The sequence below is a fragment of the Corynebacterium comes genome (genome assembly GCF_009734405.1).
In the GTDB taxonomy this organism is placed as follows: Bacteria; Actinomycetota; Actinomycetes; order Mycobacteriales; family Mycobacteriaceae; genus Corynebacterium; species Corynebacterium comes.
Genome location: NZ_CP046453.1, coordinates 2,323,547 through 2,345,768, shown reverse-complemented (window position 1 = coordinate 2,345,768; position 22,222 = coordinate 2,323,547). Strand labels below are relative to the sequence as shown.

Sequence of the window (22,222 nt, the reverse complement as noted above, 5' to 3'; positions counted from 1 at the left end):
CCCGGGTCCCGCGAAGTATAAGGGTTTGACGTGAGGGGTTAGAATGAAAATAGACCAATTCCGGCGAAGATAAGGGAAAATTGTGGCCCGTGTTGTTGTGAATGTCATGCCGAAGGCGGAGATCCTTGACCCCCAGGGACAGGCTGTCCACCGTGCGCTCGGTCGTATCGGCGTCACCGGCGTCAGCGACGTACGTCAGGGCAAGCGTTTCGAGCTGGAGGTGGATGACTCCGTCGCCATCGCAGACCTCGAGAAGGTCGCCGAGACGCTGCTCGCCAACACCGTGATCGAGGACTTTGAGGTCGTGGGCGTGGAGGTCGCCAAGTGACCGCCAAGATCGGTGTCATCACCTTCCCCGGCACGCTTGATGACGTCGACGCCGCCCGCGCCGTCCGCATCGCCGGCGCCGAGGTGGTCAACCTCTGGCACGCCGATGAGGACCTCAAAAGCGTCGACGCGGTCGTCGTCCCGGGTGGTTTCTCCTACGGTGACTACCTGCGTTCCGGCGCAATCTCCGCCATCGCCCCGGTGATGCGGGCGGTCGTCGACGCAGCAGGCAAGGGCATGCCCGTCCTGGGAATCTGCAACGGCTTCCAGGTCCTCACCGAGGCCCGCCTCCTGCCCGGCGCCCTCACCCGTAACGAGGGGCTGCACTTCCACTGCACCGACACCTACCTCGAGGTCGTCAACGCGGACACCGCGTGGACCTCGAACTACGAGGCCGGCCAGAAGATTCTCGTCCCGGCCAAGCACGGCGAGGGCCGTTTCCAGGCCGCCCCGGACACCATTGAGATGCTCGAGGGCGAGGGCCGCGTGGTCTTCCGCTACACCGACAACTACAACGGTTCCCTCAACGCCATCGCCGGCATCACCAACGAGACCGGCCGCGTCGTCGGTCTCATGCCGCACCCGGAGCACGCCGTGGAGATCCTCACCGGCCCGTCCACCGACGGCCTGGGGATGTTCCTGTCCGCCATCGGCACGATCGCAGCCTAGGAGGCGCAACACACAATGACAGTTCATAACGACACCGTCGACGCCGCCAAGGCCAACCCGGACGCCCCGCAGCCCTACGTCGAACTTGGCCTCAAGGACGACGAATACGACAAAATCACGAAGATCCTCGGTCGTCGACCCACCGACGCAGAGCTGAGCGTCTACTCGGTGATGTGGTCGGAGCACTGCTCCTACAAGTCCTCCAAGGTGCACCTGCGCTACTTCGGTGAGACCACCACCCCGGAGATGGCGGAGAAGATCCTCGCCGGCATCGGCGAGAACGCCGGCGTGGTCGACATCGGCGGCGGAGACGCCGTCACCTTCCGCGTCGAGTCCCACAACCACCCCTCCTTCGTCGAGCCCTACCAGGGTGCGGCGACCGGCGTCGGCGGCATCGTCCGCGACATCATGGCCATGGGCGCCCGCCCGATCGCCGTGATGGACCAGCTGCGCTTCGGCCCGGCTGACGCTCCGGACACCGGCCGCGTCCTGCCGGGTGTCGTTCACGGCATCGGCGGCTACGGAAACTCCCTCGGCCTGCCCAACATCGGCGGAGAAACCGTCTTCGACGAGGCTTATGCCGGTAACCCTCTGGTCAACGCCCTGTGCGTGGGCACCCTGAAGGTGGAGGACCTCAAACTGGCCTTCGCCTCCGGTACCGGCAACAAGGTCATGCTCTTCGGCTCCCGCACCGGCCTCGACGGCATCGGTGGCGTGTCCGTCCTGGGCTCGGAGTCCTTCGAGGAGGGCGCGGAGCGCAAGCTGCCGGCCGTTCAGGTCGGTGACCCCTTCGCCGAGAAGGTCCTCATCGAGTGCTGCCTCGAGCTGTACCAGGCCGGCGTGGTCGTCGGTATCCAGGACCTCGGTGGCGGCGGCCTCGCGTGCGCCACCTCCGAGCTGGCCGCAGCCGGAGACGGTGGCATGCGTGTCAACCTCGACGCCGTGCCCCTGCGCGCCGAGAACATGTCCGCCGCCGAGATCCTCGCCTCCGAGTCACAGGAACGCATGTGTGCGGTCGTGGCCCCGGAGAACGTCGAGAAGTTCAAGGCGATCTGCGCGAAGTGGGAGGTGCCCGTCGCCGAGATCGGTGAGGTCATCGACGAGAAGGACCGCTACCTCGTGTACCACAACGGCGAACTCGTGGTCGACGCCCCGGCGTCCACCATCGATGAAGGCCCGGTCTACGAGCGTCCCTTCGCCCGCCCCGAGTGGCAGGACGAGCTGCAGAAGTACATCCCCGTCGAGCGTCCGGCCGACCTGCGGCAGGCACTGTTCGACATGGTGTCCTCGCCGGCGCTGTGCTCCCGTGACTTCATCACCGAGCAGTACGACCGCTACGTCCGCGGCAACACCGTCAAGGCGAAGTACTCCGACGCCGGTGTCCTGCGCATCAACGAGGAGACCAACCGCGGCGTCGCCGTCTCGGCTGACGCCTCCGGCCGCTACACCAAGCTGGACCCGGGCACGGGTGCCCGCCTGGCACTCGCCGAGGCCTACCGCAACGTCGCCGTCACCGGCGCGAAGCCGGTCGCGGTGACCAACTGCCTCAACTTCGGATCGCCGGAGAGCCCCGACGTGATGTGGCAGTTCCGCGAGGCCGTCCACGGCCTGGCGGACGGTGCCAAGGAGTTGGCCATCCCGGTCTCCGGCGGCAACGTCTCCTTCTACAACCAGACCGGTGACGAGCCGATCCTGCCGACCCCCGTCGTCGGCGTCCTCGGCGTCATCGAGGACGTCCATCAGGCCATCGGCCACGACCTGGGCACCGTCGACGAGTCGGAGGTGCTCATCCTCCTGGGTGAGACCCGCGACGAGTTCGGCGGCTCCATCTGGCAGCAGATCTCCGGCGGCGGCCTCAGTGGTCTGCCCCCGCAGGTGGACCTTGCCGACGAGGAGCGCCTGGCCGACTTCTTCGTGGGCAACACGGAACTGACCGGCGCTCACGACCTCTCCGAGGGTGGCCTGGCGCAGACCGTCGTGGAGATGGCGTTCCGTGCAGAGGGCGGCATCAGGCTCGACCTCTCCGCCGTGCACGAGGATGAGTTCGTGGCGCTGTTCTCCGAGTCCGCGTCCCGCGCCCTGGTGGCCACCACCGCCGACCGTGTTGACGCCGTCCTGGCCCGTGCGGCCGAGAAGGGCGTGCCGGCAGTCCGGATCGGGGAGACCACCGAGGGCCGCGACCTGGCCTTCGCTGACGTCACCGTCAACCTGGACGAGCTCAAGAGCGCCTGGAAGGCGACCCTGCCTGACCTGTTCGGTCACGCGGTGGGCGCCAACTCGGTCGTCGAGTAGCAGTCTGCGTGGAAGGGCCCGGGAGGATCACCTCCCGGGCCCTTCTCGTCTTCTCACATCCGGGATCTGTTTCCGCATGACGGGCTTTCCACTTCGTCCCCCCTTAAGCGTTCGGAACGGTGAGGACTACTCCCTTAAGGGTGGGTGAAGTGGAAATGCCGCCAGCGTCCATGCTCGCACCGGTGGCAACGGTGGATCGGTGATGCTCCCGTTCTTGGATACTATTGTCTGACCCGGCACCGGGGGCGTACGCTGACAATAACTTACTCTACCGTAACTTACGCAACGGAAGGTCGTGGACAGTGGCAGAAACCATCACAATCACCAGAACGGTCTTCGACCGTGGCCCACGCCCGGTCACGCGCGGCTGGTTCCACTTCATCGCGGCACTGGCCTCGGTCGTCGCCGGGTCCGTCCTGTCCACCTATGCGTGGATGAGCATCGTCTGGTGGCAGGCCCTGGGGGTGACCCTCTACGCGGTGTCGGTCGTCGTCCTGTTCGGTGTGTCCGCCGCCTACCATCTGGGCCACTGGCGTAGTCAGCGCACGGTCGAAGGGTGGCGCCGCGCGGATCACGCCACCATCGCGTTCTTCATCGCCGCCACGTACACACCGTTCTGCCTCATCGCCCTGGAGTCCACGCAGGCGACCTGGATGCTCGTCTCGGCCTGGACCGGTGCAGCTCTCGGCATCGTGCTCAACCTCGTGTGGATCGACCATCCCCGTTGGTTGTCCCTGGTCGTCTACCTCACGCTGGGCTGGCTCATAGTGCCCCTCATCCCGCAGTTGTGGTCGGGGGTCGGCCCGGCGGTGGTGTGGCTGCTGTTCACCGGCGGCATCATCTACTCGCTCGGTGCACTGATGTACGGGTTCCGCTGGCCGGGCCGCGATGCCAGTGTCATCGGCTATCACGAGCACTTCCACACAGCCACGATCATCGCGGCAGCGGTGCACCAGGTCGCGGTATGGCTGGTGGTGACCTAGAGCGGAATCGGCCCGTCGGCGACAATGGTCCGCATGACCAGCGTGGAGGTGATCCGGGCGACGCCGGGCAGTTCGCTCAGGTGCTCGTCGCGTAGCCGCTGGTAGTCCCCGAGGTCATGTGCGACCAGGCGGACGAGGAAGTCCGGGTCGCCGAAGAGCCGTTCCGCCGACAGCACCTGGGGGATTGCCGCCAGTCCGTCCTCCAGTGCGGCCACGGTCGCGCGGTCCTCCTGGTCCAGGGTGATGAACGCGATCACCTGCACGCCGTAGCCCACCGTGGCCGGGTCGAGCCGGGTGTGGAATCCGGTGATCACACCCTCGCGTTCCAACGCCCGGAGGCGGCGCAGGCAGGTGCTTGACGACGCCGCCGTGTGATGCGCCAGCTCCGCGGCCGTGATCCGCGCATTGTCCTGGATCAGTGACAGAATCTTGCGGTCAAGTGCGTCCATCTGCCTGATTCTGCCACAAGGTGCCGCCCATCACCCCGGGATGAATGAAAAGCGCAACTGTTTCTGACCTGCAGGATCAGCGGCATCATCAGTGGCATGGATATCGCGAACCTCTTGAGCTTCTGGGCCGTCAGCCTGCTGCTGATCGTCACCCCGGGCCCGGATTGGGCGTTCGTGCTCGGGCACGCGTTCCGGCGCCGCCCCCTCATCTGGCCCCTGCTCGGTATCGGATTGGGCTACCTCGGCCTGACCTTCGTCGTCTCGGGCGGACTCGGCGCGTTGGTGGCGCGGCATCCGGCACTGCTGAGCATTGTCACCGTCCTCGGTGTGATCGTCCTCCTGCGGATCGGCTGGACCATGGTCCGTGCGGCCCTGAGCGGGCAGGTCGCCGTTGCGGTGGAGGAGACGGCGCCGGCCGCGGAGCCCCGCGGCGGGGGAGTGGCGACGCTCACGAGGACGGACGCGGTCGTCGACAAGCGGAAGAGAATCATCGCCACCGGCGCCGCAGTGAGCGGTCTCAACCCGAAGGGTCTGATGCTGTTCATCGCGCTGCTGCCGCAGTTCGTTGCCCCGGCCGCCTGGCCGGTCACCGCCCAGATGTTCGTGCTCGGGCTGGTGTTCATCGTCTCGGCGACGTGCTTCTACGCCCTGCTCGGCATATTTGCGGGAAGGGTGCTGGCGGGCTCGGCGCAGGCCTCACGCATCCTCACCGGCGTGGCCGGTGGGGCGATGATGGTCGTGGCGGCTGCGATGCTGGCCCAGCACTTCCTGTGACGGACCTCGGCTAATCGATGTGCGCCGGGGTGCTCTGCGGCACCAGCGGCGTGGGCGCATACTCGGCGCGGAGCTCGCGCAGGGTGTTGGCGTGCTCGGCGAGCCGGACGTCCTCGGTGGTGCGCGGAGTGAACTGGCGGGCGGGCAGGGCGTTGCCGTCGACATCCATGGCCAGGTAGGTCACGGTGGCGTGGATGGCGGTCTGCAGGTGCTCGCGGCCGCCCCGCGGGTTGCCGGACCGGACATGAATGCTCATCTGCATGGAGCGGGAGTCAGTGCGCATCATGCGGGCGTCGACCTCGATGAGGTCGCCGATGCTGATCGGGCGGTAGAAGCGGATGCCGCCGGCGTACACCGCGACGGTGTGCTCGCCGGACCACTCCATGGTGCAGGCCGCGCCTGCCTCGTCGATCCACTCCATGGCGGTGCCGCCGTGGACCTTGCCGCCCCAGTTGATGTCGGTGGGCTTGGCCAGGAAGCGGTTGATCAGGCGAGGGGCCTCGGAGAGGCCGTCGTAGGTCTGCTCCCCCATTTCCGCCTCGATGGCCTTGCGGAGTCCGATGCGCGAGAGGGCTGCGTCGAGGACGCGTCGCTCCTCCTCGTTGGCGGGAATGAACTCCGGAACGGCCTGGGTTTTTCCGGTGGCGGTGTCTTTGGCCACGAAAATGACCAGGCAGTCACAGGCGCGGGTGAAGACGCCCTCGCGAGGGTCGGCGGAGTAGACCTCGTTGACGATGTGCATCGAGGAGCGCCCCGTCATGGCGATGCGTGAGCGGACCTCCACCATGTGACCGGAGGGGATCGGCCGGTTGAAGTGGATGTGGCCGACGTAGGCGGTGACGCAGTAGGTGCTCGACCACTGGACGGCACAGGCGTAGGCGGCCTTGTCGATCCATTCGAGCACGCGACCGCCGCTGACGCCCTGGTTTCCGGCCATGAGGACGTCGGTGGGTGCGGCCAGGAAACGGAGCGTGACCTTGGGGGACTTATGATTGTTCGACATGCGGACGAGCTTTCTTTGAGCGAACTATCTGGGATACCGGCTCACATTACCCTGAGTAGAATGTGCGGTCATGGATATTTCTTCAGTGGCCGCGGTGATGGACTGGGTTCGTGACCCGGCGGGAGTGGAGAAACCGGGCCGCGCCGTGCTCGCCGACGCCGTCCGGGGTACCGTGCGCCAACTCGCCCAGGATGCGCCCGGTAAGACGGTGGAGGTGCGGGTCCCGCCTTTCGTGGCGGTGCAGTGCATCGCCGGCCCCGCGCACACCCGCGGCACCCCGCCCAACGTTTTCGAGACAGACCCGCTGACATGGCTGCAGCTGGCCACGGGAGTACTGCTTCTCGACGTCGCCCTCGCCGACGGCCGCGTCCACGCCTCCGGCCCGCGGGTGCCGGAGGTGGGGCGCTGGTTGCCGGTCATTAGTGTGTGACGACCTGACGGACTAGAGTGTTTCTCGTGGCAAATATGGACCGTTCCCGGACCGAATCCGCCCCACTCACCGGTCTCGATGACCGTGGTGAGACCGAGCCCCGCGAGGAATGCGGAGTCTTCGGTGTGTGGGCCCCAGGCGAAGAAGTCGCCAAACTGACCTATTTCGGGCTGTTCGCCCTCCAGCACCGCGGCCAGGAGGCCGCCGGCATCGCTGTGGGCGACGGCGAACGCATAGTGGTGTTCAAGGACATGGGACTAGTCTCCCAGGTCTTTGACGAAGCGACCCTCGGGGCGCTCCACGGAGACATCGCACTCGGACACACCCGCTATTCCACCGCCGGTGGCAAGAAGTGGGAGAACGTCCAGCCGATGTTCCGGACCTCCCCCGACGGCACCGACGTGGCCCTCGGACACAACGGCAACCTGGTCAACTTCGTCGAGCTCCAGGAAGAGGCCATCGAGCGTGGCCTGAAGGAATTCCGCGACGCCGAGGCCGCCTCCTCCGACACTGCCGTCATCACCGCGCTGCTCGCGGACTCGGTGACCGAGGGGCGGACCGTCTTCGACTCCGCGAGAGAGCTTCTCCCGCGGGTCAAGGGTGCCTTCTGCCTCACCTTCACCGACGGGAGCACCCTCTACGCGGCCCGTGACCCCCACGGCGTGCGTCCCCTCGTCCTGGGTCGGCTCGACCGCGGCTGGGTCGTCGCTTCCGAGACCTGTGCACTGGACATCGTCGGCGCCGCCTTCGTGCGCGAGATCGAACCCGGCGAGCTCGTCGCCATCGACGCCGGCGGCGTGCGAAGCACCCGCTTCGCGGAGACCACCCACAAGGGCTGCGTCTTCGAGTTCGTCTACCTGGCACGCCCCGACACCAACATCCGCGGCCGTTCCGTCAATGCCACGCGCATTGAGATCGGCCGCCGCCTGGCCCGGGAGTTCCCCGCCGACGGTGACCTGGTCATCCCGGTGCCGGACTCCGGCACCCCCGCCGCCGTGGGCTACGCCCGCGAATCCGGCATCCCCTTCGGACAGGGCCTGGTGAAGAACGCCTACGTGGGTCGTACCTTCATCCAGCCCTCCCAGACCCTGCGGCAGTTGGGCATCCGTCTCAAGCTCAATCCGCTGCGTGAGGTCATCGCGGGCAAGAAGCTGATTGTCGTCGACGACTCCATCGTCCGCGGCAACACCCAGCGCGCACTGATCCGCATGCTCCGCGAGGCTGGTGCGGCGGAGGTCCACGTCCGGATCGCCTCCCCGCCGGTGAAGTGGCCCTGCTTCTACGGCATCGACTTCGCCAGCCCCGGCGAGCTCATCGCCAATGCAGGTACCGGGGACACCCAGAACGGTGACGCCCTCACAGAGTCGATCTGTACCGCGATCGGCGCGGACTCCCTCGGGTTCGTCTCGATTGATGAGATGGTGGAGGCGACCGAACAGCCGCGCCAGCAGCTGTGCACCGCCTGCTTCGACGGCAGCTACCCGCTCGGCCTGCCCTCCGGCAGTGCCAACGCGGACCTCGTGGCCAAGATGCAGGCCAACTAGATCTGCTTGACCTTCCTGAAGAGAAAGACTGAGAACCCATGACCGAGACCGACAACCAGGGCGCCTCCTACGCCGAAGCCGGAGTGGACATCGAGGCCGGCGACCGCGCCGTCGAGCTGTTCGCCCCGCTGGCGAAGAAGGCCACCCGGCCAGAGGTCCGCGGCGGCCTCGGCGGCTTCGCCGGCCTCTTCGCGCTGGGCAAGTACAAGGAGCCCCTCCTGGCCGCAGGCTCCGACGGCGTGGGCACCAAGCTCGCCGTGGCCCAGGCAATGGACAAGCACGACACCATCGGCATCGACCTCGTCGCGATGTGCGTCGACGACCTCGTCGTCTGCGGTGCTGAGCCGCTGTTCCTCCAGGACTACATCGCCATCGGCAAGGTCGTGCCCGAGCACGTCGCCCAGATCGTCGCCGGCATCGCCGAGGGCTGCATCCAGGCCGGCTGTGCACTTCTCGGCGGCGAGACCGCCGAGCACCCCGGCCTGATGGCCCCGGGGGCATACGACGTCTCCGCCACCGCAGTCGGCGTCGTCGAGGCGGAGGAACTCCTCGGCCCCCACCTGGTCCGCTCCGGCGACATCATCATCGGCATGGCCTCCTCCGGTCTCCACTCCAACGGTTACTCACTGGCCCGCCACGTCCTCCTGGAGAAGGCCGGCCTGCCGCTCGACGGACATATCGAGGAACTCGGCCGCACCCTCGGCGAGGAGCTCCTCGAGCCGACCCGTATCTACGCCAGGGACTGCCTCGCGCTCGCCTCCGAGTGCAACGTCCGCACCTTCTGCCATGTCACCGGTGGTGGCTTGGCAGGCAACATGGAGCGCATCATCCCCGAGGGCCTGGTCGGCGAGATGAGCCGTTCCACATGGACCCCGGGCCAGATCTTCCGCACCATCGCCGATCTGGGCAAGGTCTCGCGTGAAGAGATGGAGAAGACCTTCAACATGGGCGTCGGGATGGTCGCCATCGTGGCTCCGGAGGACCGCGACCGCGCCCTGGCCATGCTCACCGCCCGCCACATCGACGCCTGGGAGCTCGGCACCGTCCGTACCGCCGGGGCTGAGGACGACAAGCGCGCGACCCTCAACGGCGCACACCCCGGCAACTAAATCGCCCGGCGGAGAGGGCATGAGAGTCCTCTCCGCCGTGTGAACCCGGCTTGAGGCCAGCTGTCCGGGAAAAGAACAACGGCGCGGTACCGGCCCCTGGAGTGGGGTGGTACCGCGCCGTTGTTCTTGAGGTGTGGGGCAGCCGCCTGGTCGGAGTTAGCGTCCAGCGTAGAGCGAGCCCTGCGGTTTCTCCTCGTCCTCGTCCTCATCGGCCCAATTCGCGTAATCGGCGTACTGGGCGTCATCGTCGTCGTCTGCTGCAGTGTCGTCGTAGGAACGGCGAGGACTCTGCGAGGCAAGCTCGCGCTGGAGAGAATCCAGATCCATCTCGTGAGTGTTGTACTTAAGCTGGCGTGCAACCTTGGTCTGCTTTGCCTTTGCGCGACCGCGTCCCATGGCCTGACCCCCTTGAGGTATGTGAAGGCTATCCAGGGAATTCGGATGCCCCATCGGCTTTACGTCTGTGTGTATTCCTGTTGAACACAATAGCGCGTCGGACCGAAAAATGCCGCACCGTGCCGCTGAGCAGCGAAAAAGAGACATAAATAGGGAAAAACGCAAGATCACTGTGACGAATCCGGGGGTGGTCGGGGGAGAGGGTGAATCCCGCGACCAATTCCCGGTTTCTAGTTGCCGCGGAGGCGGTTGATGGCGGCGCGCCCGGCCTGCTCGCCACGCTCCTCCGGAAGCGACGAGGGATCAACCATGACCGACACTGATCCGACGCACAATTCCTGACCCTCGAGGGCGTTGCGACGAACCAGGGCGAGGGCGATCGGCCCGAAATCGCAGTCGTGGACGACGGTGCCCACTCGGCCGAGGGCACGGCCACCCTGGGGGCCGGTGATCTCGGCACCTGGTTCGGGTTCCTCGGGGGCGGAGCCGTCGATCTGGAGCATGACGAGCACACGCGGTGAGCGACCGAGGTTCTCCACACGTGCGACCGTCTCCTGGCCCCGGTAACAGCCCTTCTCCAGGTGGACGGCGCCCGGGAGGTCACCCCGGCCGATCAATGTGGGGATCTCGTGGGGGATGGACTTGTCGTCGAGGTCAGTGGCCTTCTCCGGCTCCAGCGCGCGGACCCGCTCGGCGGTGAACGCCATCAGGCCCGCCAGACGCACGCCGGCCGACTCCAGCGTGGCGACGGTGTCCGTCAGAGTGGAACGCTCCACCAGCAGGTCACGGCGGGGTATGCCCGCCCACTGGACGTCACGCGTCGCCTCGGCGGCGACGGTGGGAAATTCGGCGTCGCCAAGCAGGGTGAGCACGGCGAGTTCCGCCTCGGCGACCTCGACCTGGGACCAGAACACCATCTTCTGCAGGAAGTCGAGGAAAGTCACCGCCTGGGTGGCGGGGAGGTCGAGGTAGAAGGCGTCGTCGGTGAGCACGACGTCGGCGTGATGGAGGATCCGCCCCTGGATGTCCAGGTCGAGGGCGGCGGCAGCGAAGCCGGAGGCGACGTCGTCGAGCTTCTGGGACAGCAGGGTGTTGAGGAAACCGGGGGCATCCGGCCCGGATACGCGGATGACCTTCCGGTGGGAGCGGTCCACCGCGATCACGCCACCGTGAGCAGCCCGCTGTTCACCCAGGGGATCACCGTAATGCCAGGCCACGCCGGTGGCGTCCACGGCGGCATCAGGCCCCTGTGCCTCTGCGGCACCTGGCCGGTCGAGCAGGGGGGAACGGTACGTGGGCACATCGGAAGAGGTTGGGGAGATCACACACCCGATGGTAGCCCGCCCAACGGGGCATAATGCAAGGATATGGACTCCACCTCCCCCATCATCTACGTTGTCGAGCCCTACGGCGGCTCGATCCGCCGCCACAACCCGGCCCTTCCGTTGATCTACTGGGACGACGCGGCGGTCACCCGCGGAGACGGCGTGTTTGAGACGCTGTTGATCCGCGACGGCCATCCCGCGAACCTGCAGCGACACGTGGACCGGTTCCAGGCTTCCGCACGGCTGCTGGAGCTGCCGGACCTCAACATCGGGGACTGGATCGACGCGACCCGTCAGGCGGTGGAGGAGTGGGCCGGGTTGACCGACGATGATGCGAAGTGCGTGTGGACCTATACCCGCGGCAGGGAATCCACCGGGCGCCCCAGCGCATGGGTCACGCTCTCCCCGATCGGCGAAAAAGTGCTGCGGCAACGCCTGAAGGGCGTGAAGGTGATGACCTCCCCGCGCGGCTTCACCATCGACACCTCTCTGCCGGGAGTGGATGAGGCCACGGAGGGTGGTTCCCCGGAGCCCGCCCCCTGGCTGACGGTGGGTGCGAAGACCCTCAACTACGCCGCGAACATGGCGGCCCTGCGCTACGCCCGCTCGCAGGGTTTCGATGACGTCATCTACGTCGATCCCCGCACCGGCCGGGTGCTGGAGGGGGCCACCTCGACGGTCATCACCGTGCGCGGGGACAAGCGGATCCGCACGCCCGTCCCGGGCGGCGAAGTCCTGCCCGGCACCACCCAGGCCGCGCTGTTCGAGTACGCCAACGCGCACGGCTGGCGCTGCAAGGCCAAGGACATGACGGTGCAACGGCTTCTCGACGCCGAGTCCGTCTGGCTCGTCTCCTCTGTGCGGGGCGCGGCGCGCGTCACCGAGATCAACGGCCACAGGCTGCCGGCCCCCGCCAACGAGAAGGCGGTGCGTGAGCTCATCGATGCGGCGCTCGGCGCCGAGTAGTCCTAGCCTGCGACGCGCGTGAGCTGTGCGGACATCCGGGGCTTCATGGCCCCGTCGACCAGTCGCTCGTCCACCCAGCCGAGGTCGTTGTTCGGCAGGAGGCCGTAGAGACGCTTGCCGGGGCCCAGCCCGGCGGGCCCGGTGGACGTGACCATGCAGGAGCCGGACTCAACCTGCCAGGCTCGCTCGTTGACGGGCTCGCCGTAGAAGATCTCGGCCACGCCGGTGGAGTGGGTGCAGACGATCTCGATCTCGTCGGACGGTGAGATCCGCCAGAAACCGGATTCCCGGTGGTCCGGGCCGACGGGGTTGCCCTCCTCGTCGAGCTTCCAGATGCGCGATTCGTAGGTGAGGTAGTTCTCCCCGTCGTGGGCGAAGATGATCTGCTGTCCGAAGGCGTACTGCCCGCCGGTCTCGGTGTCGGCCTGGCCCTGACCGCGCCAGACACCGACCAGGGGCAGGAATGCGAGCAGGCCGTCGTGGATGTTCGGGCCGTGGCGCAGGTTGGCGGTGTCGTCGGGCAGGGGCAGATCGCCCAGGCTCAGCGGCGGGATGTTGCGATGTGCCGTGCTCTTGGACTGCTCTGCCGCGAGGTTGACGGCGTCGCTGCCGCTCAGGCCCGGCTGTTGGCCGGAGGTGGCGGCGGAGTCGGCGGCGGACGCGGCGGCTGCGGCGTCGCCGGGGGTGTCGGAGGGGGTGTTCTTCGGGTCCTGAGTCATGGCCACCACCTTAGTATCCGTCAGGCTAGGCTGGTATATCGTGCGCGTCCTGTTGATAGCGAACCCGAACTCGACCAGCCAGAGCGACCGCCTTTTCCGCCGGATCATCCCGCTGCTGCGCTCGGTCAAGGGACTTCGCCTCACAGGACGCTTCACCCATCATTCCGGGCATGCCGAGGAGATCTGCAGGGGTCTGACCAGGCAGGACTGGGATGCGGTGGTGGTGGTGGGCGGAGACGGCACGGTCCACGAGGCGGTCAACGGTCTGCTCGGGCCGGTGGGTGGGCAGACCCGGGACCCGCGGGAGCTGCCGGTCCTGGCGGTGATTCCGACGGGATCCGCCAATGTGTTCGCCCGGGCGCTGGGATTTCCGCCGGACCCGGTGGCGTCGACGAAGAGGCTTGCGGAGCTGCTGCGGGCGGATCTGCGTCGCACGATCTGTCTGGGCACGTGGAACGACCGGTGGTTCGCGGTCAATGCGGGTTTCGGGATGGACGCTGACGTCATCGCCCGGGTGCATGATGCGCGGCAGCACGGATTCGCAGCCACGCCCCTGCGCTACCTCCGGGTGTCGCTGCTGGTGTGGGCGAGGGCGCGGCGCGACCCGCCGCGCATCGACGTGCACGCGGTCGGCGCCGACGGGCGGGAACTGCAGTTGCGGGATGTTCCCCTCTTCGTGGCCTCGAACACCAACCCGTGGACTTTTCTCGGGCCGCTGCCGGTGGTGACCAACCCGCGCAACAGTTTCGATCAGGGGCTGGGGCTCTTCGGGCTGACCAGCCTGCGGGGGGTGCGGGGTGTGGCGAGCATGCTGCACCTGATCGGTTTCGGGCACCGGACTTTCTTCGAGGACTGGATCAGGGGGCGGACGGTGCAGTTCGACGACGCCGCCGATGTGGAGCTGAGGTGCCGGCGGCCGCAGGGTTTCCAGGCGGACGGGGAGTACCTGGGGGAGTTCGCCGAGGCCGTGCTGGGCAGTCGCCCGAACGCGATCGAGGTGTTCGCCCCGAAGCAGGCCTACCCCGTGACCAGGACGAGGTGGAAGGTGCTGCGGGACAGCGTCCGCATCCTCGGATCACTCACCCTGTACCGGACGCGTCGACGGGGGAGAGGTCGGCCAGGCGAACGGTGACGTTGTGGCGTTCCGCCTCGAAGAAGATGGAGCCGCCGGACATGTTCACTCTGCTGGCACGCCCCGCGAGCGGCAGCGTCCTGGTGTTCAGGGTGAAGGCGAAGGCCGCGCGGATGGCGTCGGCCTCGGCGGGGGAGAGGTCCGCGGGGGCGTCGATAAGCTCCCGGGGGGTCATGTGGAACTCGTCGCCCACCAGGCGTAGGTCCACGATGACGGTCGACGGTTCACGTCGATTGAAGGGTGTTCCGGTGAGTTGTGCTTCGGCCGCGGCGCCACCGGCGGGCGAGATGTCGTAGGGGTTGGCGATGTCCAGGTCCGTGATGCCCAGCAGCCGCCCGAGGGCCACGCCGTCCAGACGGATGGTCCGCGTGAAGGAGGACGCCGGCGATCCGGCGATCTCGCCGCTGAGGACCTGCTCGCGGGTGACCGTGATCTTGTTGAGTTCCGTCTGTGCGTTGACCATCCCGAGTCCGGCGACGTCGACGTCGAGCGCATGCACGCTCACCGTCGGGATCTCCCCGGTCACGAGCGCCGCCAGGTAGGGCACGCCCCCGACATTGACGCGGGGGCTGACCTCGAGGCCGGACTGCTTCTCGACGGCCGCGGAAATGTGCCGCTCAACCCTGGAGGCGGCGATGCTGTCGGCCAGCCAGCCGCCCCCGAACAGGACCGCGAGAACGGTGAGGAGGATGAGTGGCAGACGGGGAACGTACACCTCTATATGTGTACCAGCGTTAGTGTGGGGAGCATGAAGATAGAGCCCTGTGACCTGCCCACTCGCCCCGATCTCGTTGACGGCGCCCGGACCCTGCTTCTCGACGCCGCCCGCGCCGACGGCGTCGACGCCTTCTCCGAGCAGTTCGTCCTCGGGATCACCGACGCCCGCCTGGGTCACCGACATGTCCTCGCTCTCGACGGTGAGCGGCTCCTCGGCCTGGCGGCGTGTGACGACGCCTCATGCGAGCTGGTCGTCGCCCCCGGGGCGCGCAGGCGGGGAGTGGCGACCGCACTTCTTTCTGAACTGGAGGGAAGGGACGTGTGGGCCCACGGCAATCTGCCCGCCGCGCGTTCACTGGCGGAGAAACACGGCCGGACCATGACCCGCCGACTGCTGGTCATGGCGGTGGAGGGGGAGGCGCTGCGGGAGGCGGCCCGCTTCGAGCCGCGGGGGGACGTCGAGGCGCTCGACCTCGTTGAATCCGTCGAGCGTTTCGGACGGGACGCGGTGGAAGAGGCGTGGCTGTCGGCCAACAACGAGGCATTCTCCTGGCATCCCGAGCAGGGTGGTTGGGACCGTGAGCGACTGTCCCGGGCGCAGGAGGCCGACTGGTTCGCGGAGGAGGACGTCCTGTTCCTGTGGGCGGTGGGTGAGCCGGTGATGGCGGGTTTCCACTGGACGAAATGGCACACGGAGGAGACGCCCGCCTTCGGCGAGGTCTACGTGGTGGGTCTGGCCTCCGCGTTCCGTGGGCGCGGCCTGGGGGACCCGCTGCTGCGTCTGGGACTGGCACACATGGTGGGGAAGGGGGCGCAACGGGTGATCTTGTATGTGGAAGCTGAGAATGTGCCGGCCGTTCGGGTGTACCAGAACCTGGGATTCGGCATCTCGGAGGAGCACGCGGTGTGGTCGCAGGTCTGAATATTTATCTGCGATGAGGCCGTCCCGGACCCGCGTTACAACTGACTTGCGAGTGTGATCGGGGACTCTCAAAGGGGTGACAGGGCTTACAAATCGCCCGGTCAGCCGAGAAAGTTCGCCGGATGATCGCCAACTGTTAACGGTGCGTTTACCAAACCGAGCATCTACGGTTAATCTCCGCACCCTAGCTTTAGCTGTCATGAGCAACAACCCTGTCGGAATTCGGTGTGAAAATGCTGAGAATTGGCCGGAGTGGACAACCTTCACAGGTATCACGCGTTGCTCGGACCCGCTTACTTACTGATTTTTATCGGAAAGGTTCTCCTGTGATCCGCAACTTCAAGCGCACCGCTGCCATCCTGGGCGTCATCGCCGCCGGCTCCGTCACCCTGGTCGCCTGTGGCGACTCCGACAACGGCTCCACCACCGAAACCACCGCAGCCGCCATTGAGGGTCTGTCGGGCACCACCGGCCAGCTCGTGGGCGAGGGTGCTTCTTCCCAGCAGAACGCCATGGACTACTTCGGCCAGAAGTACCAGGAAGCCGTTTCCGGCGCCACCCTCGCCTACACCGCATCCGGCTCCGGCTCCGGCCGCACCAACTTCGTCGGTGGCCAGGTCGCCTTCGCGGGCTCCGACTCCCCGCTGAAGGACGATCAGATTGCTCCGGCTGCAGAGCGTTGCGAGGGCAACGACGCATGGCACCTGCCCTTCGTCATCGGCCCGGTCGCCATCGCCTACAACCTGGAGGGCGTCGAGGAGCTGAACCTCTCCATCGACACCGTCGCCAAGATCTTCAAGGGCGAGATCACCAACTGGAACGACGAGGCCATCGCCGCCGAGAACGAGGGCGTCGAGCTTCCGGACACCACGATCTCCGTCGTCTACCGCTCCGACGAGTCCGGCACCACCGACAACTTCCAGAAGTTCCTCGGCGCAGCCGCAGGCGACGTCTGGGAGACCGAGGGTCAGGTCTTCCCGTCCGCAGTGGGCGAGGGTGCCAACGGCTCCAACGGTGTCGCCTCCCAGGTTTCCGCCATCGACGGCGGCATCACCTACGTTGAGGCCGGCTTCGCCACCCAGCAGGGCCTGGGCGTCGCCAACCTCGACTTCGGTGCCGGCCCGGTCGCTCTGAACACTGACTCCGTCGGTGTCGCGCTGGACAACCTGGAGTTCGCGAGCGAGGGTCACGACATGGTCGTCGACACCGATGCTCTCTTCGCCTCCGATGCTGAGGGCTCCTACCCGCTCATCCTCACCACCTACGAGATCGTCTGCTCCGCAGGCTACGACGAGACCACCTCCGCCATGGTCAAGGACTTCCTGACCGTCGCCCTGGAGTCCCAGGACCAGGGTCTCGCCGACCTGGGTTACATCCCGGTCACCGGTGTCCACGCTGAGCGTCTGGCTGAGGCCGTCGAGGCTATCCAGTAGTACGAGCAGTGCGTCTTCCCTGAGTGACCACCATCACCCGGGGAGGGGGCCGGACCGCAAGAATGTAGAAGCGGTCAAACATGAAGCAGCCCCCGTGCGCATCGTCGCATTCGGGGGCGCTGTCACGTTCAGAATTCGGGTCCGTGATTCATCAATCCTCTCCCTTCAGTTTCAAAGGAACAGTGCCTTATGGCAAGCAATCGTCCGCCCGCAGAGGGGCAGGTGACCAAGGCCGGAACGCCCGTCATCGCCGACTCCGTGGCATCCAACGGAAACTCCCGTCAGCCGAACACGCTGGATCACTCAGGCCTTAAGACGTCCGGTGGCGTCAAGCGTCCCGGTGACCGGATTTTCGAGTACCTGTCCACCGCATCCGCCACCTTCATCACCGTCCTCATCGCCGCGATCGGTGCCTTCCTCATCTGGCGCGCCGTCCCGTCGCTGAGCCGCAACGCAGAGGGTCTGCTCGGATTCTTCACCTACACCGGCCCCTGGAACACCACCAACACCGAGGCGATGCAGTTCGGTATCCCGAACCTGTTCGCGGTGACCGTGCTCATCTCTGTGGTGGCGCTGCTCATCGCCATGCCGATTGCACTCGGCATCGCGATCTTCCTCTCGAACTACGCGCCGAAGCGGGCGGTCAAGCCGATCGGTTACCTGGTCGACATGCTCGCCGCCGTGCCGTCCATCGTCTACGGCCTGTGGGGTTGGCAGGTCCTCGGTCCTGCGCTGTCCAACTTCTACATCTGGATGCACAGCTGGGCCGGCGGATTCTTCCTGTTCACCACCTACTCCAACTCCCCGTCCTTCGCCACGGGTCGAAACATCCTCACGGGTGGCATCGTCCTGGCAGTGATGATCCTCCCGGTCATCGCCGCGACCGCCCGTGAGGTCTTCATCCAGACCCCGCGGGGTCAGATCGAGGCCGCTCTCGCGCTGGGCGCCACCCGTTGGGAGGTCGTCCGCATGACGGTGCTGCCTTTCGGTCTCTCCGGCTACATCTCCGGCTCCATGCTGGGACTCGGCCGTGCGCTGGGTGAGACCATGGCTCTCTACATGGTCGTCTCCCCGTCCTCGTCGTTCCGCTTCTCCCTGTTCGACGGCGGCACGACATTCGCCACCGCCATCGCGAACGCCGCCCCCGAGTTCAACGATGACATCCGCGCCGGCGCATACATCGCCGCAGGTCTGGTGCTGTTCCTCCTGACCTTCGTCGTCAACTCCATCGCCCGAGCAATCGTGGCCAAGAAGTAGAAGGTGGAGAAACACATCATGACCAACAACGTCAGCTCCCTTGCACCCGCGACCGCCAGGCTGGAATCCGAGAGCGTCTTCTCGGGCATCTCCTCCCGGCGTAAGTCAACCAACACCCTGGCCACGTTCCTGGTGTACGCCACCATGTTCATCGCGATGATCCCGCTGGTGTGGGTCCTCTGGACCGTCCTGTCCCGCGGCATCGCGCCGATCCTGACCCCCGACTGGTGGACCAGCTCCCAGCAGGGCGTGCTCTACCACTCGCCCGGTGGCGGTGCCCTGCACGCCATCGTCGGCACGGTCATGCAGACCATGGTCGCCTCGGTCCTGTCCATCCCGATCGGCCTGTTCACCGCGATTTACCTGGTCGAATACGCAAACGGCAACCGACTCGGCCGCATCACCACCTTCATGGTGGACATCCTGACCGGTGTCCCCTCCATCGTCGCGGCGCTGTTCATCTTCACCACCTGGATCACCCTGTTCGGCTTCGAGCGTTCCGGTATGGCCGTCGCCCTGTCGCTGGTTCTGCTGATGGTCCCCGTGGTCGTCCGTAACACCGAGGAAATGCTCCGCGTCGTTCCGATGGACCTGCGTGAGGCTTCCTATGCTCTGGGTGTGCCGAAGTGGAAGACCATCGCGAAGATCGTCCTGCCGACGGCGCTGTCCGGCATCGTCACCGGAATCATGCTGTCCATCGCCCGCGTCATGGGTGAGTCCGCGCCGGTGCTGATCCTCGTGGGCTCCACGCAGGCGATGAACTGGGACTCGATGAGCGGCCCGCAGTCCTCCCTGCCGCTGATGATGCTCGACATGTACAAGGCAGGAACCTCTCCGGCCGTCCTGGACAAGCTGTGGGGCGCAGCCCTCACCCTGGTCCTCATCATCGCGCTGCTCAACATCGGCGCCCGACTCATCTCAGCGAAGTTCTCGGTCAAGCAGTAGCTTCGCCACCTTCGAAAAGAAGAAACCAGAACACAGGAGTTACTGATGTCCAAGCTTGAACTCAACGACGTCGACATTTTCTACGGCGATTTCCACGCCGTCCAGAGCGTCAACCTGCAGGTCCCGGCTCAGGCCGTGACCGCCTTCATCGGCCCGTCCGGCTGCGGAAAGTCCACCGTCCTCCGTACCCTCAACCGCATGCATGAGGTCATTCCCGGCGCCTACGTCACCGGCGAGGTCCTCCTTGACGGGGAGGACATCTACGGATCGAAGGTTGACCCGGTTGCCGTGCGCAACACCATCGGAATGGTCTTCCAGAAGGCCAACCCGTTCCCGACCATGTCCATCGAGGACAACGTCGTCGCCGGCCTGAAGCTCTCCGGTGAGAGGAACAAGAAGAAGCTCAAGGAGGTCGCGGAGAAGTCCCTGCGCGGCGCCAACCTCTGGGAGGAGGTCAAGGACCGTCTGGACAAGCCGGGCGGCGGCCTCTCCGGTGGCCAGCAGCAGCGTCTGTGCATCGCCCGCGCCATCGCGGTCGAGCCGGAGGTTCTCCTCATGGATGAGCCCTGCTCCGCTCTTGACCCGATCTCGACCCTGGCCGTGGAGGACCTCATTCACGAGCTCAAGGAGGAGTTCACCATCGTCATCGTGACCCACAACATGCAGCAGGCTGCCCGTGTGTCCGACAAGACCGCCTTCTACTCCCTCGAGGCCACCGGCAGGCCCGGCCGTCTCGTCGAGTTCGGTGACACGAAGAAGATCTTCGAGAACCCGGACCAGAAGGAGACCGAGGACTACATCGCCGGTCGTTTCGGATAAATCCGCTACACCTGGCACGACGGGCCCCTGACGCACTGCGCGTCAGGGGCCCGTCGCTCTACTCTGGGGAAAGGACATACCCCGACTGAGGAAGAGGACAAGACGTGACTGTTGATCCGAGTGGCCGGGATCCGCGCGAATTCGGAGACGAGCTTCTCGCTTACCCGCGGTGTCCGGTCGTGCACACATCCTCAGGGGAGGTGCTGGTGGCCGGGCATGCGGAAGCGGTGGAGGTCGCCACCGACCCGCAGCGGTTCAGCTCCGGGGTCTCCGCACATCTGCAGCTGCCCAACGGGCTCGACGGGGAAGAACACGCGCGCTTCCGCGCGCTGATTGACGCGTATCTGGCCCCCGCGGTCGTGGATAAGCATGAGGTTGCTTTCCGACGCATCGCGCGCGAGGTGGTCAGCCAGACGTTCAGCGCGGACAGCGTGCAGGTGGATGCGGTGTCCGACATCGGGGCCCGTTTCGCGGTGCGGGCGATGACGGCGTGGCTGGGCTGGCCGACCGAGCTGGAGGAGAAGCTCATCGGGTGGGTGGTGGAGAATTTCGCCGCCACGCGATCCGGCGACCGCGATCGGACGGCGGCAGTGGCGGCGGCATTCGATGAGATCATCGCTGAGGTGGTCCGACCCAGGCTGGAGGATCCGGCCGCCTTCGACGACGTCACCTGCGAGCTCGTCCACGACACCAGCCTGGGCCGGAACCTCGAATTCCCGGAGATCGTCTCCATCCTGCGCAACTGGACGGGCGGTGACCTCGGTTCGATGGCCTTGAGCATCGGCGTCATTCTGCACGGTCTGACACACGACCCGACGCTGCAGGAACGACTGCGGGAGGGCGTCTCCCGGACCGAGTTCACCGCTATCGCTGATGAGCTGCTGCGGCAGGACAACCCGTTCGTCACCAATCGCCGGGTGACCAACTGTCCGGTGACGGTGGGAGGCGTGGATCTGCCCGCCGGACAGCGTGTGCGCATCCACTGGACGGCCGCGAACCGGGATCCGGTGAGGTTCCCGGAGCCCGACGGCTTCGATCCGGAGGGCAACGCCGGCCACAACCTGGTGTGGGGGGCCGGTCCCCACTACTGCCCGGGCAAGCCCCTGTCCATCCTCGAGCTGCGGGCGCTGGTGGAGGAACTGCTCGCGCTGGCCCGGGTTTCACCTTCTGCGGCTCCGCCCACCCGCGCCGTGCATCCGGTGGGCGGATGGCGCTCGCTCCCGGTGGAACTGGAACGCGTCTAGTCTCCGCGTCGGGCGAACTGGCGTTCCAGCTCGGCGAAGCGCGCCTCAATGTCGGCCTCAGCGCTGTCGCGTTTCTTCTTCGCGATGTAGTCGTCCTGGCTGAGACCCGAACTCAGGTAGACGATGCGGGCCGCCACGTTGACGCAGTGGTCGGCGTAGCGCTCGTAGAAGCGCGCGAGGAGGGCGACATCCACTGCCGCGCGGGTGGAGTGGGGCCAGTCCCGCTGAGTGAGCATGGTCAGGATGTAGCCGTGGAGGTCATCGACCGCGTCGTCGTCCTCGTTCAGAATGAGTGCCACGTCGGCGTTCGGATCGACGAGGATGTCGCGGGTCTTGTCGCCCATCTCACTGACCAGGCGGGCCATTTCCTGGAAATAGCCGACCAGCGGCTGGGGGAGTGCGTGGTCCGGGTGGCGCCGACGTGCGGACTTGGCGATGTGCATGGCCAGCGCGCCCATCCGGGCGAAGTCCTCGACGATGTAGATCGAGGAGACGACCTGCCGGAGATCGCGTGCGACGGGACCTTCCAGGGCGAGCAGCTCGACGGCGCGGTCCTCGCAGCGGATGCGGACCTCATCCAGTTTGTCGGCGGTGGACAGCGCGTGCTCGGCCGGCTCGAGCGAGGCGGTCAGCAGCGATTCGGAGGCGTCGGACATGATGGAGCGCACGGTGTCGCACATGACGATGAGGTCATGGGAGAAATTATCCAGATGTTCACGGTAGGCGATACGCATGTGAACCATCATAAGTTGAGCTACGTCACAATG

The 22,222-nt window shown here is 66.4% G+C and carries 23 protein-coding genes; 16 read left to right on the top strand and 7 right to left on the bottom strand.

Going from position 1 to position 22,222, the window contains the following annotated elements; translation table 11 throughout:
• Positions 1 to 82: 82 nt before the first annotated feature.
• The 4 genes from purS (at position 83) to trhA (ending at position 4,271) form a co-directional block, all read left to right on the top strand.
• Positions 83 to 328, top strand: coding sequence for a phosphoribosylformylglycinamidine synthase subunit PurS (gene purS / locus CETAM_RS11235; RefSeq protein WP_156228925.1), 246 nt, complete (start codon positions 83 to 85; stop codon positions 326 to 328).
• On the top strand, positions 325 to 996 hold the full coding sequence (gene purQ, locus CETAM_RS11230; RefSeq protein WP_156228924.1) for a phosphoribosylformylglycinamidine synthase subunit PurQ: 672 nt from the start codon (positions 325 to 327) through the stop codon (positions 994 to 996). Before purS ends, purQ begins: the two co-directional genes overlap by 4 nt.
• Positions 997 to 1,011: 15 nt before the next feature.
• Positions 1,012 to 3,288 (top strand): phosphoribosylformylglycinamidine synthase subunit PurL, encoded by a 2,277-nt coding sequence (purL, locus tag CETAM_RS11225; protein ID WP_156228923.1) that lies wholly within the window; start codon positions 1,012 to 1,014, stop codon positions 3,286 to 3,288.
• A 302-nt stretch (positions 3,289 to 3,590) separates the two neighbouring features.
• Positions 3,591 to 4,271, top strand: coding sequence for a PAQR family membrane homeostasis protein TrhA (trhA, locus tag CETAM_RS11220; protein WP_231587476.1), 681 nt, complete (start codon positions 3,591 to 3,593; stop codon positions 4,269 to 4,271).
• On the opposite strand, the gene CETAM_RS11215 is transcribed toward trhA, so the two are convergent.
• Entirely contained in the window at positions 4,268 to 4,720 is a 453-nt protein-coding gene (locus CETAM_RS11215) for an Lrp/AsnC family transcriptional regulator (RefSeq protein ID WP_156228922.1), read from the bottom strand. The two genes, trhA and CETAM_RS11215, sit on opposite strands and share 4 nt — an antisense overlap.
• Positions 4,721 to 4,816: 96 nt before the next feature.
• On the opposite strand from CETAM_RS11215, the gene CETAM_RS11210 reads away from it, so the two are divergent.
• Positions 4,817 to 5,494 carry a LysE family translocator gene (locus CETAM_RS11210; RefSeq protein WP_156228921.1) on the top strand — a complete coding sequence of 226 codons (678 nt, stop codon included), beginning with the start codon at positions 4,817 to 4,819 and terminating at the stop codon, positions 5,492 to 5,494.
• A gap of 10 nt (positions 5,495 to 5,504) precedes the next feature.
• Here the strand turns inward: CETAM_RS11210 and CETAM_RS11205 are convergent, their stop codons facing one another.
• A complete protein-coding gene (locus tag CETAM_RS11205; protein WP_156228920.1) occupies positions 5,505 to 6,497 on the bottom strand; it encodes an acyl-CoA thioesterase in 993 nt (330 codons plus the stop codon).
• Positions 6,498 to 6,567: 70 nt separating this feature from the next.
• Here CETAM_RS11205 and CETAM_RS11200 point away from each other — a divergent pair, with 70 nt between their 5' ends.
• Genes CETAM_RS11200 through purM form a run of 3 tightly spaced genes read left to right on the top strand, consistent with a single transcriptional unit; the run spans position 6,568 to position 9,580 of the window.
• Complete coding sequence (locus CETAM_RS11200; protein WP_156228919.1) at positions 6,568 to 6,927, top strand: sterol carrier family protein; 360 nt, start codon at positions 6,568 to 6,570, stop codon at positions 6,925 to 6,927.
• A 35-nt stretch (positions 6,928 to 6,962) separates the two neighbouring features.
• Positions 6,963 to 8,471, top strand: a complete 1,509-nt coding sequence (purF, locus tag CETAM_RS11195) for an amidophosphoribosyltransferase (protein ID WP_156229498.1) — start codon at positions 6,963 to 6,965, stop codon at positions 8,469 to 8,471.
• 38 nt (positions 8,472 to 8,509) lie between these two features.
• A complete protein-coding gene (gene purM / locus CETAM_RS11190) occupies positions 8,510 to 9,580 on the top strand; it encodes a phosphoribosylformylglycinamidine cyclo-ligase (RefSeq protein ID WP_156228918.1) in 1,071 nt (356 codons plus the stop codon).
• 156 nt (positions 9,581 to 9,736) lie between these two features.
• On the opposite strand, the gene CETAM_RS11185 is transcribed toward purM, so the two are convergent.
• Positions 9,737 to 9,976 (bottom strand): DUF3073 domain-containing protein, encoded by a 240-nt coding sequence (locus tag CETAM_RS11185; RefSeq protein ID WP_156228917.1) that lies wholly within the window; start codon positions 9,974 to 9,976, stop codon positions 9,737 to 9,739.
• 230 nt (positions 9,977 to 10,206) lie between these two features.
• Positions 10,207 to 11,298, bottom strand: coding sequence for a CAF17-like 4Fe-4S cluster assembly/insertion protein YgfZ (gene ygfZ, locus CETAM_RS11180; RefSeq protein ID WP_156229497.1), 1,092 nt, complete (start codon positions 11,296 to 11,298; stop codon positions 10,207 to 10,209).
• 45 nt (positions 11,299 to 11,343) lie between these two features.
• On the opposite strand from ygfZ, the gene CETAM_RS11175 reads away from it, so the two are divergent.
• Positions 11,344 to 12,267: an aminodeoxychorismate lyase gene (locus CETAM_RS11175; protein ID WP_156228916.1), complete on the top strand. Its 924-nt coding sequence runs from the start codon at positions 11,344 to 11,346 to the stop codon at positions 12,265 to 12,267.
• Positions 12,268 to 12,269: 2 nt separating this feature from the next.
• Here the strand turns inward: CETAM_RS11175 and CETAM_RS11170 are convergent, their stop codons facing one another.
• Entirely contained in the window at positions 12,270 to 12,986 is a 717-nt protein-coding gene (locus CETAM_RS11170) for an FABP family protein (protein ID WP_156228915.1), read from the bottom strand.
• Between the two features lie 40 nt (positions 12,987 to 13,026).
• Here CETAM_RS11170 and CETAM_RS11165 point away from each other — a divergent pair, with 40 nt between their 5' ends.
• Positions 13,027 to 14,118, top strand: a complete 1,092-nt coding sequence (locus CETAM_RS11165; protein WP_156228914.1) for a diacylglycerol/lipid kinase family protein — start codon at positions 13,027 to 13,029, stop codon at positions 14,116 to 14,118.
• Here CETAM_RS11165 and CETAM_RS11160 read toward each other — a convergent pair.
• Positions 14,066 to 14,833: an LmeA family phospholipid-binding protein gene (locus CETAM_RS11160; protein ID WP_156228913.1), complete on the bottom strand. Its 768-nt coding sequence runs from the start codon at positions 14,831 to 14,833 to the stop codon at positions 14,066 to 14,068. The two genes, CETAM_RS11165 and CETAM_RS11160, sit on opposite strands and share 53 nt — an antisense overlap.
• Before the next feature lie 33 nt (positions 14,834 to 14,866).
• Here CETAM_RS11160 and mshD point away from each other — a divergent pair, with 33 nt between their 5' ends.
• From mshD to CETAM_RS11135, 6 genes are all read left to right on the top strand, one after another.
• Positions 14,867 to 15,757 carry a mycothiol synthase gene (gene mshD / locus CETAM_RS11155; protein WP_156228912.1) on the top strand — a complete coding sequence of 297 codons (891 nt, stop codon included), beginning with the start codon at positions 14,867 to 14,869 and terminating at the stop codon, positions 15,755 to 15,757.
• 326 nt (positions 15,758 to 16,083) lie between these two features.
• On the top strand, positions 16,084 to 17,190 hold the full coding sequence (pstS, locus tag CETAM_RS11150) for a phosphate ABC transporter substrate-binding protein PstS (RefSeq protein ID WP_156228911.1): 1,107 nt from the start codon (positions 16,084 to 16,086) through the stop codon (positions 17,188 to 17,190).
• 189 nt (positions 17,191 to 17,379) lie between these two features.
• Positions 17,380 to 18,447, top strand: a complete 1,068-nt coding sequence (gene pstC, locus CETAM_RS11145; RefSeq protein ID WP_156228910.1) for a phosphate ABC transporter permease subunit PstC — start codon at positions 17,380 to 17,382, stop codon at positions 18,445 to 18,447.
• A gap of 18 nt (positions 18,448 to 18,465) precedes the next feature.
• Complete coding sequence (pstA, locus tag CETAM_RS13740; RefSeq protein ID WP_197085738.1) at positions 18,466 to 19,392, top strand: phosphate ABC transporter permease PstA; 927 nt, start codon at positions 18,466 to 18,468, stop codon at positions 19,390 to 19,392.
• 45 nt (positions 19,393 to 19,437) lie between these two features.
• Positions 19,438 to 20,211, top strand: a complete 774-nt coding sequence (gene pstB / locus CETAM_RS13735) for a phosphate ABC transporter ATP-binding protein PstB (protein ID WP_197085737.1) — start codon at positions 19,438 to 19,440, stop codon at positions 20,209 to 20,211.
• A gap of 104 nt (positions 20,212 to 20,315) precedes the next feature.
• A complete protein-coding gene (locus tag CETAM_RS11135; RefSeq protein ID WP_156228909.1) occupies positions 20,316 to 21,455 on the top strand; it encodes a cytochrome P450 in 1,140 nt (379 codons plus the stop codon).
• Here the strand turns inward: CETAM_RS11135 and phoU are convergent.
• The gene (phoU, locus tag CETAM_RS11130) at positions 21,452 to 22,189 is read right to left on the bottom strand and encodes a phosphate signaling complex protein PhoU (protein ID WP_156228908.1); all 738 of its coding nucleotides are present in this window, start codon (positions 22,187 to 22,189) and stop codon (positions 21,452 to 21,454) included. The genes CETAM_RS11135 and phoU overlap by 4 nt on opposite strands.
• Positions 22,190 to 22,222: the final 33 nt, after the last annotated feature.

What these genes read in the sequence shown, in the direction of transcription:
- purL (WP_156228923.1), top strand. Translation starts at nt 1,012, where the DNA reads ATGACAGTTCATAACGACACCGTCGACGCCGCCAAGGCCAACCCGGAC.
- CETAM_RS11215 (WP_156228922.1), bottom strand. Translation starts at nt 4,720, where the DNA reads ATGGACGCACTTGACCGCAAGATTCTGTCACTGATCCAGGACAATGCG.
- CETAM_RS11210 (WP_156228921.1), top strand. Translation starts at nt 4,817, where the DNA reads ATGGATATCGCGAACCTCTTGAGCTTCTGGGCCGTCAGCCTGCTGCTG.
- CETAM_RS11205 (WP_156228920.1), bottom strand. Translation starts at nt 6,497, where the DNA reads ATGTCGAACAATCATAAGTCCCCCAAGGTCACGCTCCGTTTCCTGGCC.
- CETAM_RS11200 (WP_156228919.1), top strand. Translation starts at nt 6,568, where the DNA reads ATGGATATTTCTTCAGTGGCCGCGGTGATGGACTGGGTTCGTGACCCG.
- purF (WP_156229498.1), top strand. Translation starts at nt 6,963, where the DNA reads ATGGACCGTTCCCGGACCGAATCCGCCCCACTCACCGGTCTCGATGAC.
- purM (WP_156228918.1), top strand. Translation starts at nt 8,510, where the DNA reads ATGACCGAGACCGACAACCAGGGCGCCTCCTACGCCGAAGCCGGAGTG.
- CETAM_RS11185 (WP_156228917.1), bottom strand. Translation starts at nt 9,976, where the DNA reads ATGGGACGCGGTCGCGCAAAGGCAAAGCAGACCAAGGTTGCACGCCAG.
- CETAM_RS11175 (WP_156228916.1), top strand. Translation starts at nt 11,344, where the DNA reads ATGGACTCCACCTCCCCCATCATCTACGTTGTCGAGCCCTACGGCGGC.
- CETAM_RS11170 (WP_156228915.1), bottom strand. Translation starts at nt 12,986, where the DNA reads ATGACTCAGGACCCGAAGAACACCCCCTCCGACACCCCCGGCGACGCC.
- mshD (WP_156228912.1), top strand. Translation starts at nt 14,867, where the DNA reads ATGAAGATAGAGCCCTGTGACCTGCCCACTCGCCCCGATCTCGTTGAC.
- pstC (WP_156228910.1), top strand. Translation starts at nt 17,380, where the DNA reads ATGGCAAGCAATCGTCCGCCCGCAGAGGGGCAGGTGACCAAGGCCGGA.
- pstA (WP_197085738.1), top strand. Translation starts at nt 18,466, where the DNA reads ATGACCAACAACGTCAGCTCCCTTGCACCCGCGACCGCCAGGCTGGAA.
- pstB (WP_197085737.1), top strand. Translation starts at nt 19,438, where the DNA reads ATGTCCAAGCTTGAACTCAACGACGTCGACATTTTCTACGGCGATTTC.
- phoU (WP_156228908.1), bottom strand. Translation starts at nt 22,189, where the DNA reads ATGCGTATCGCCTACCGTGAACATCTGGATAATTTCTCCCATGACCTC.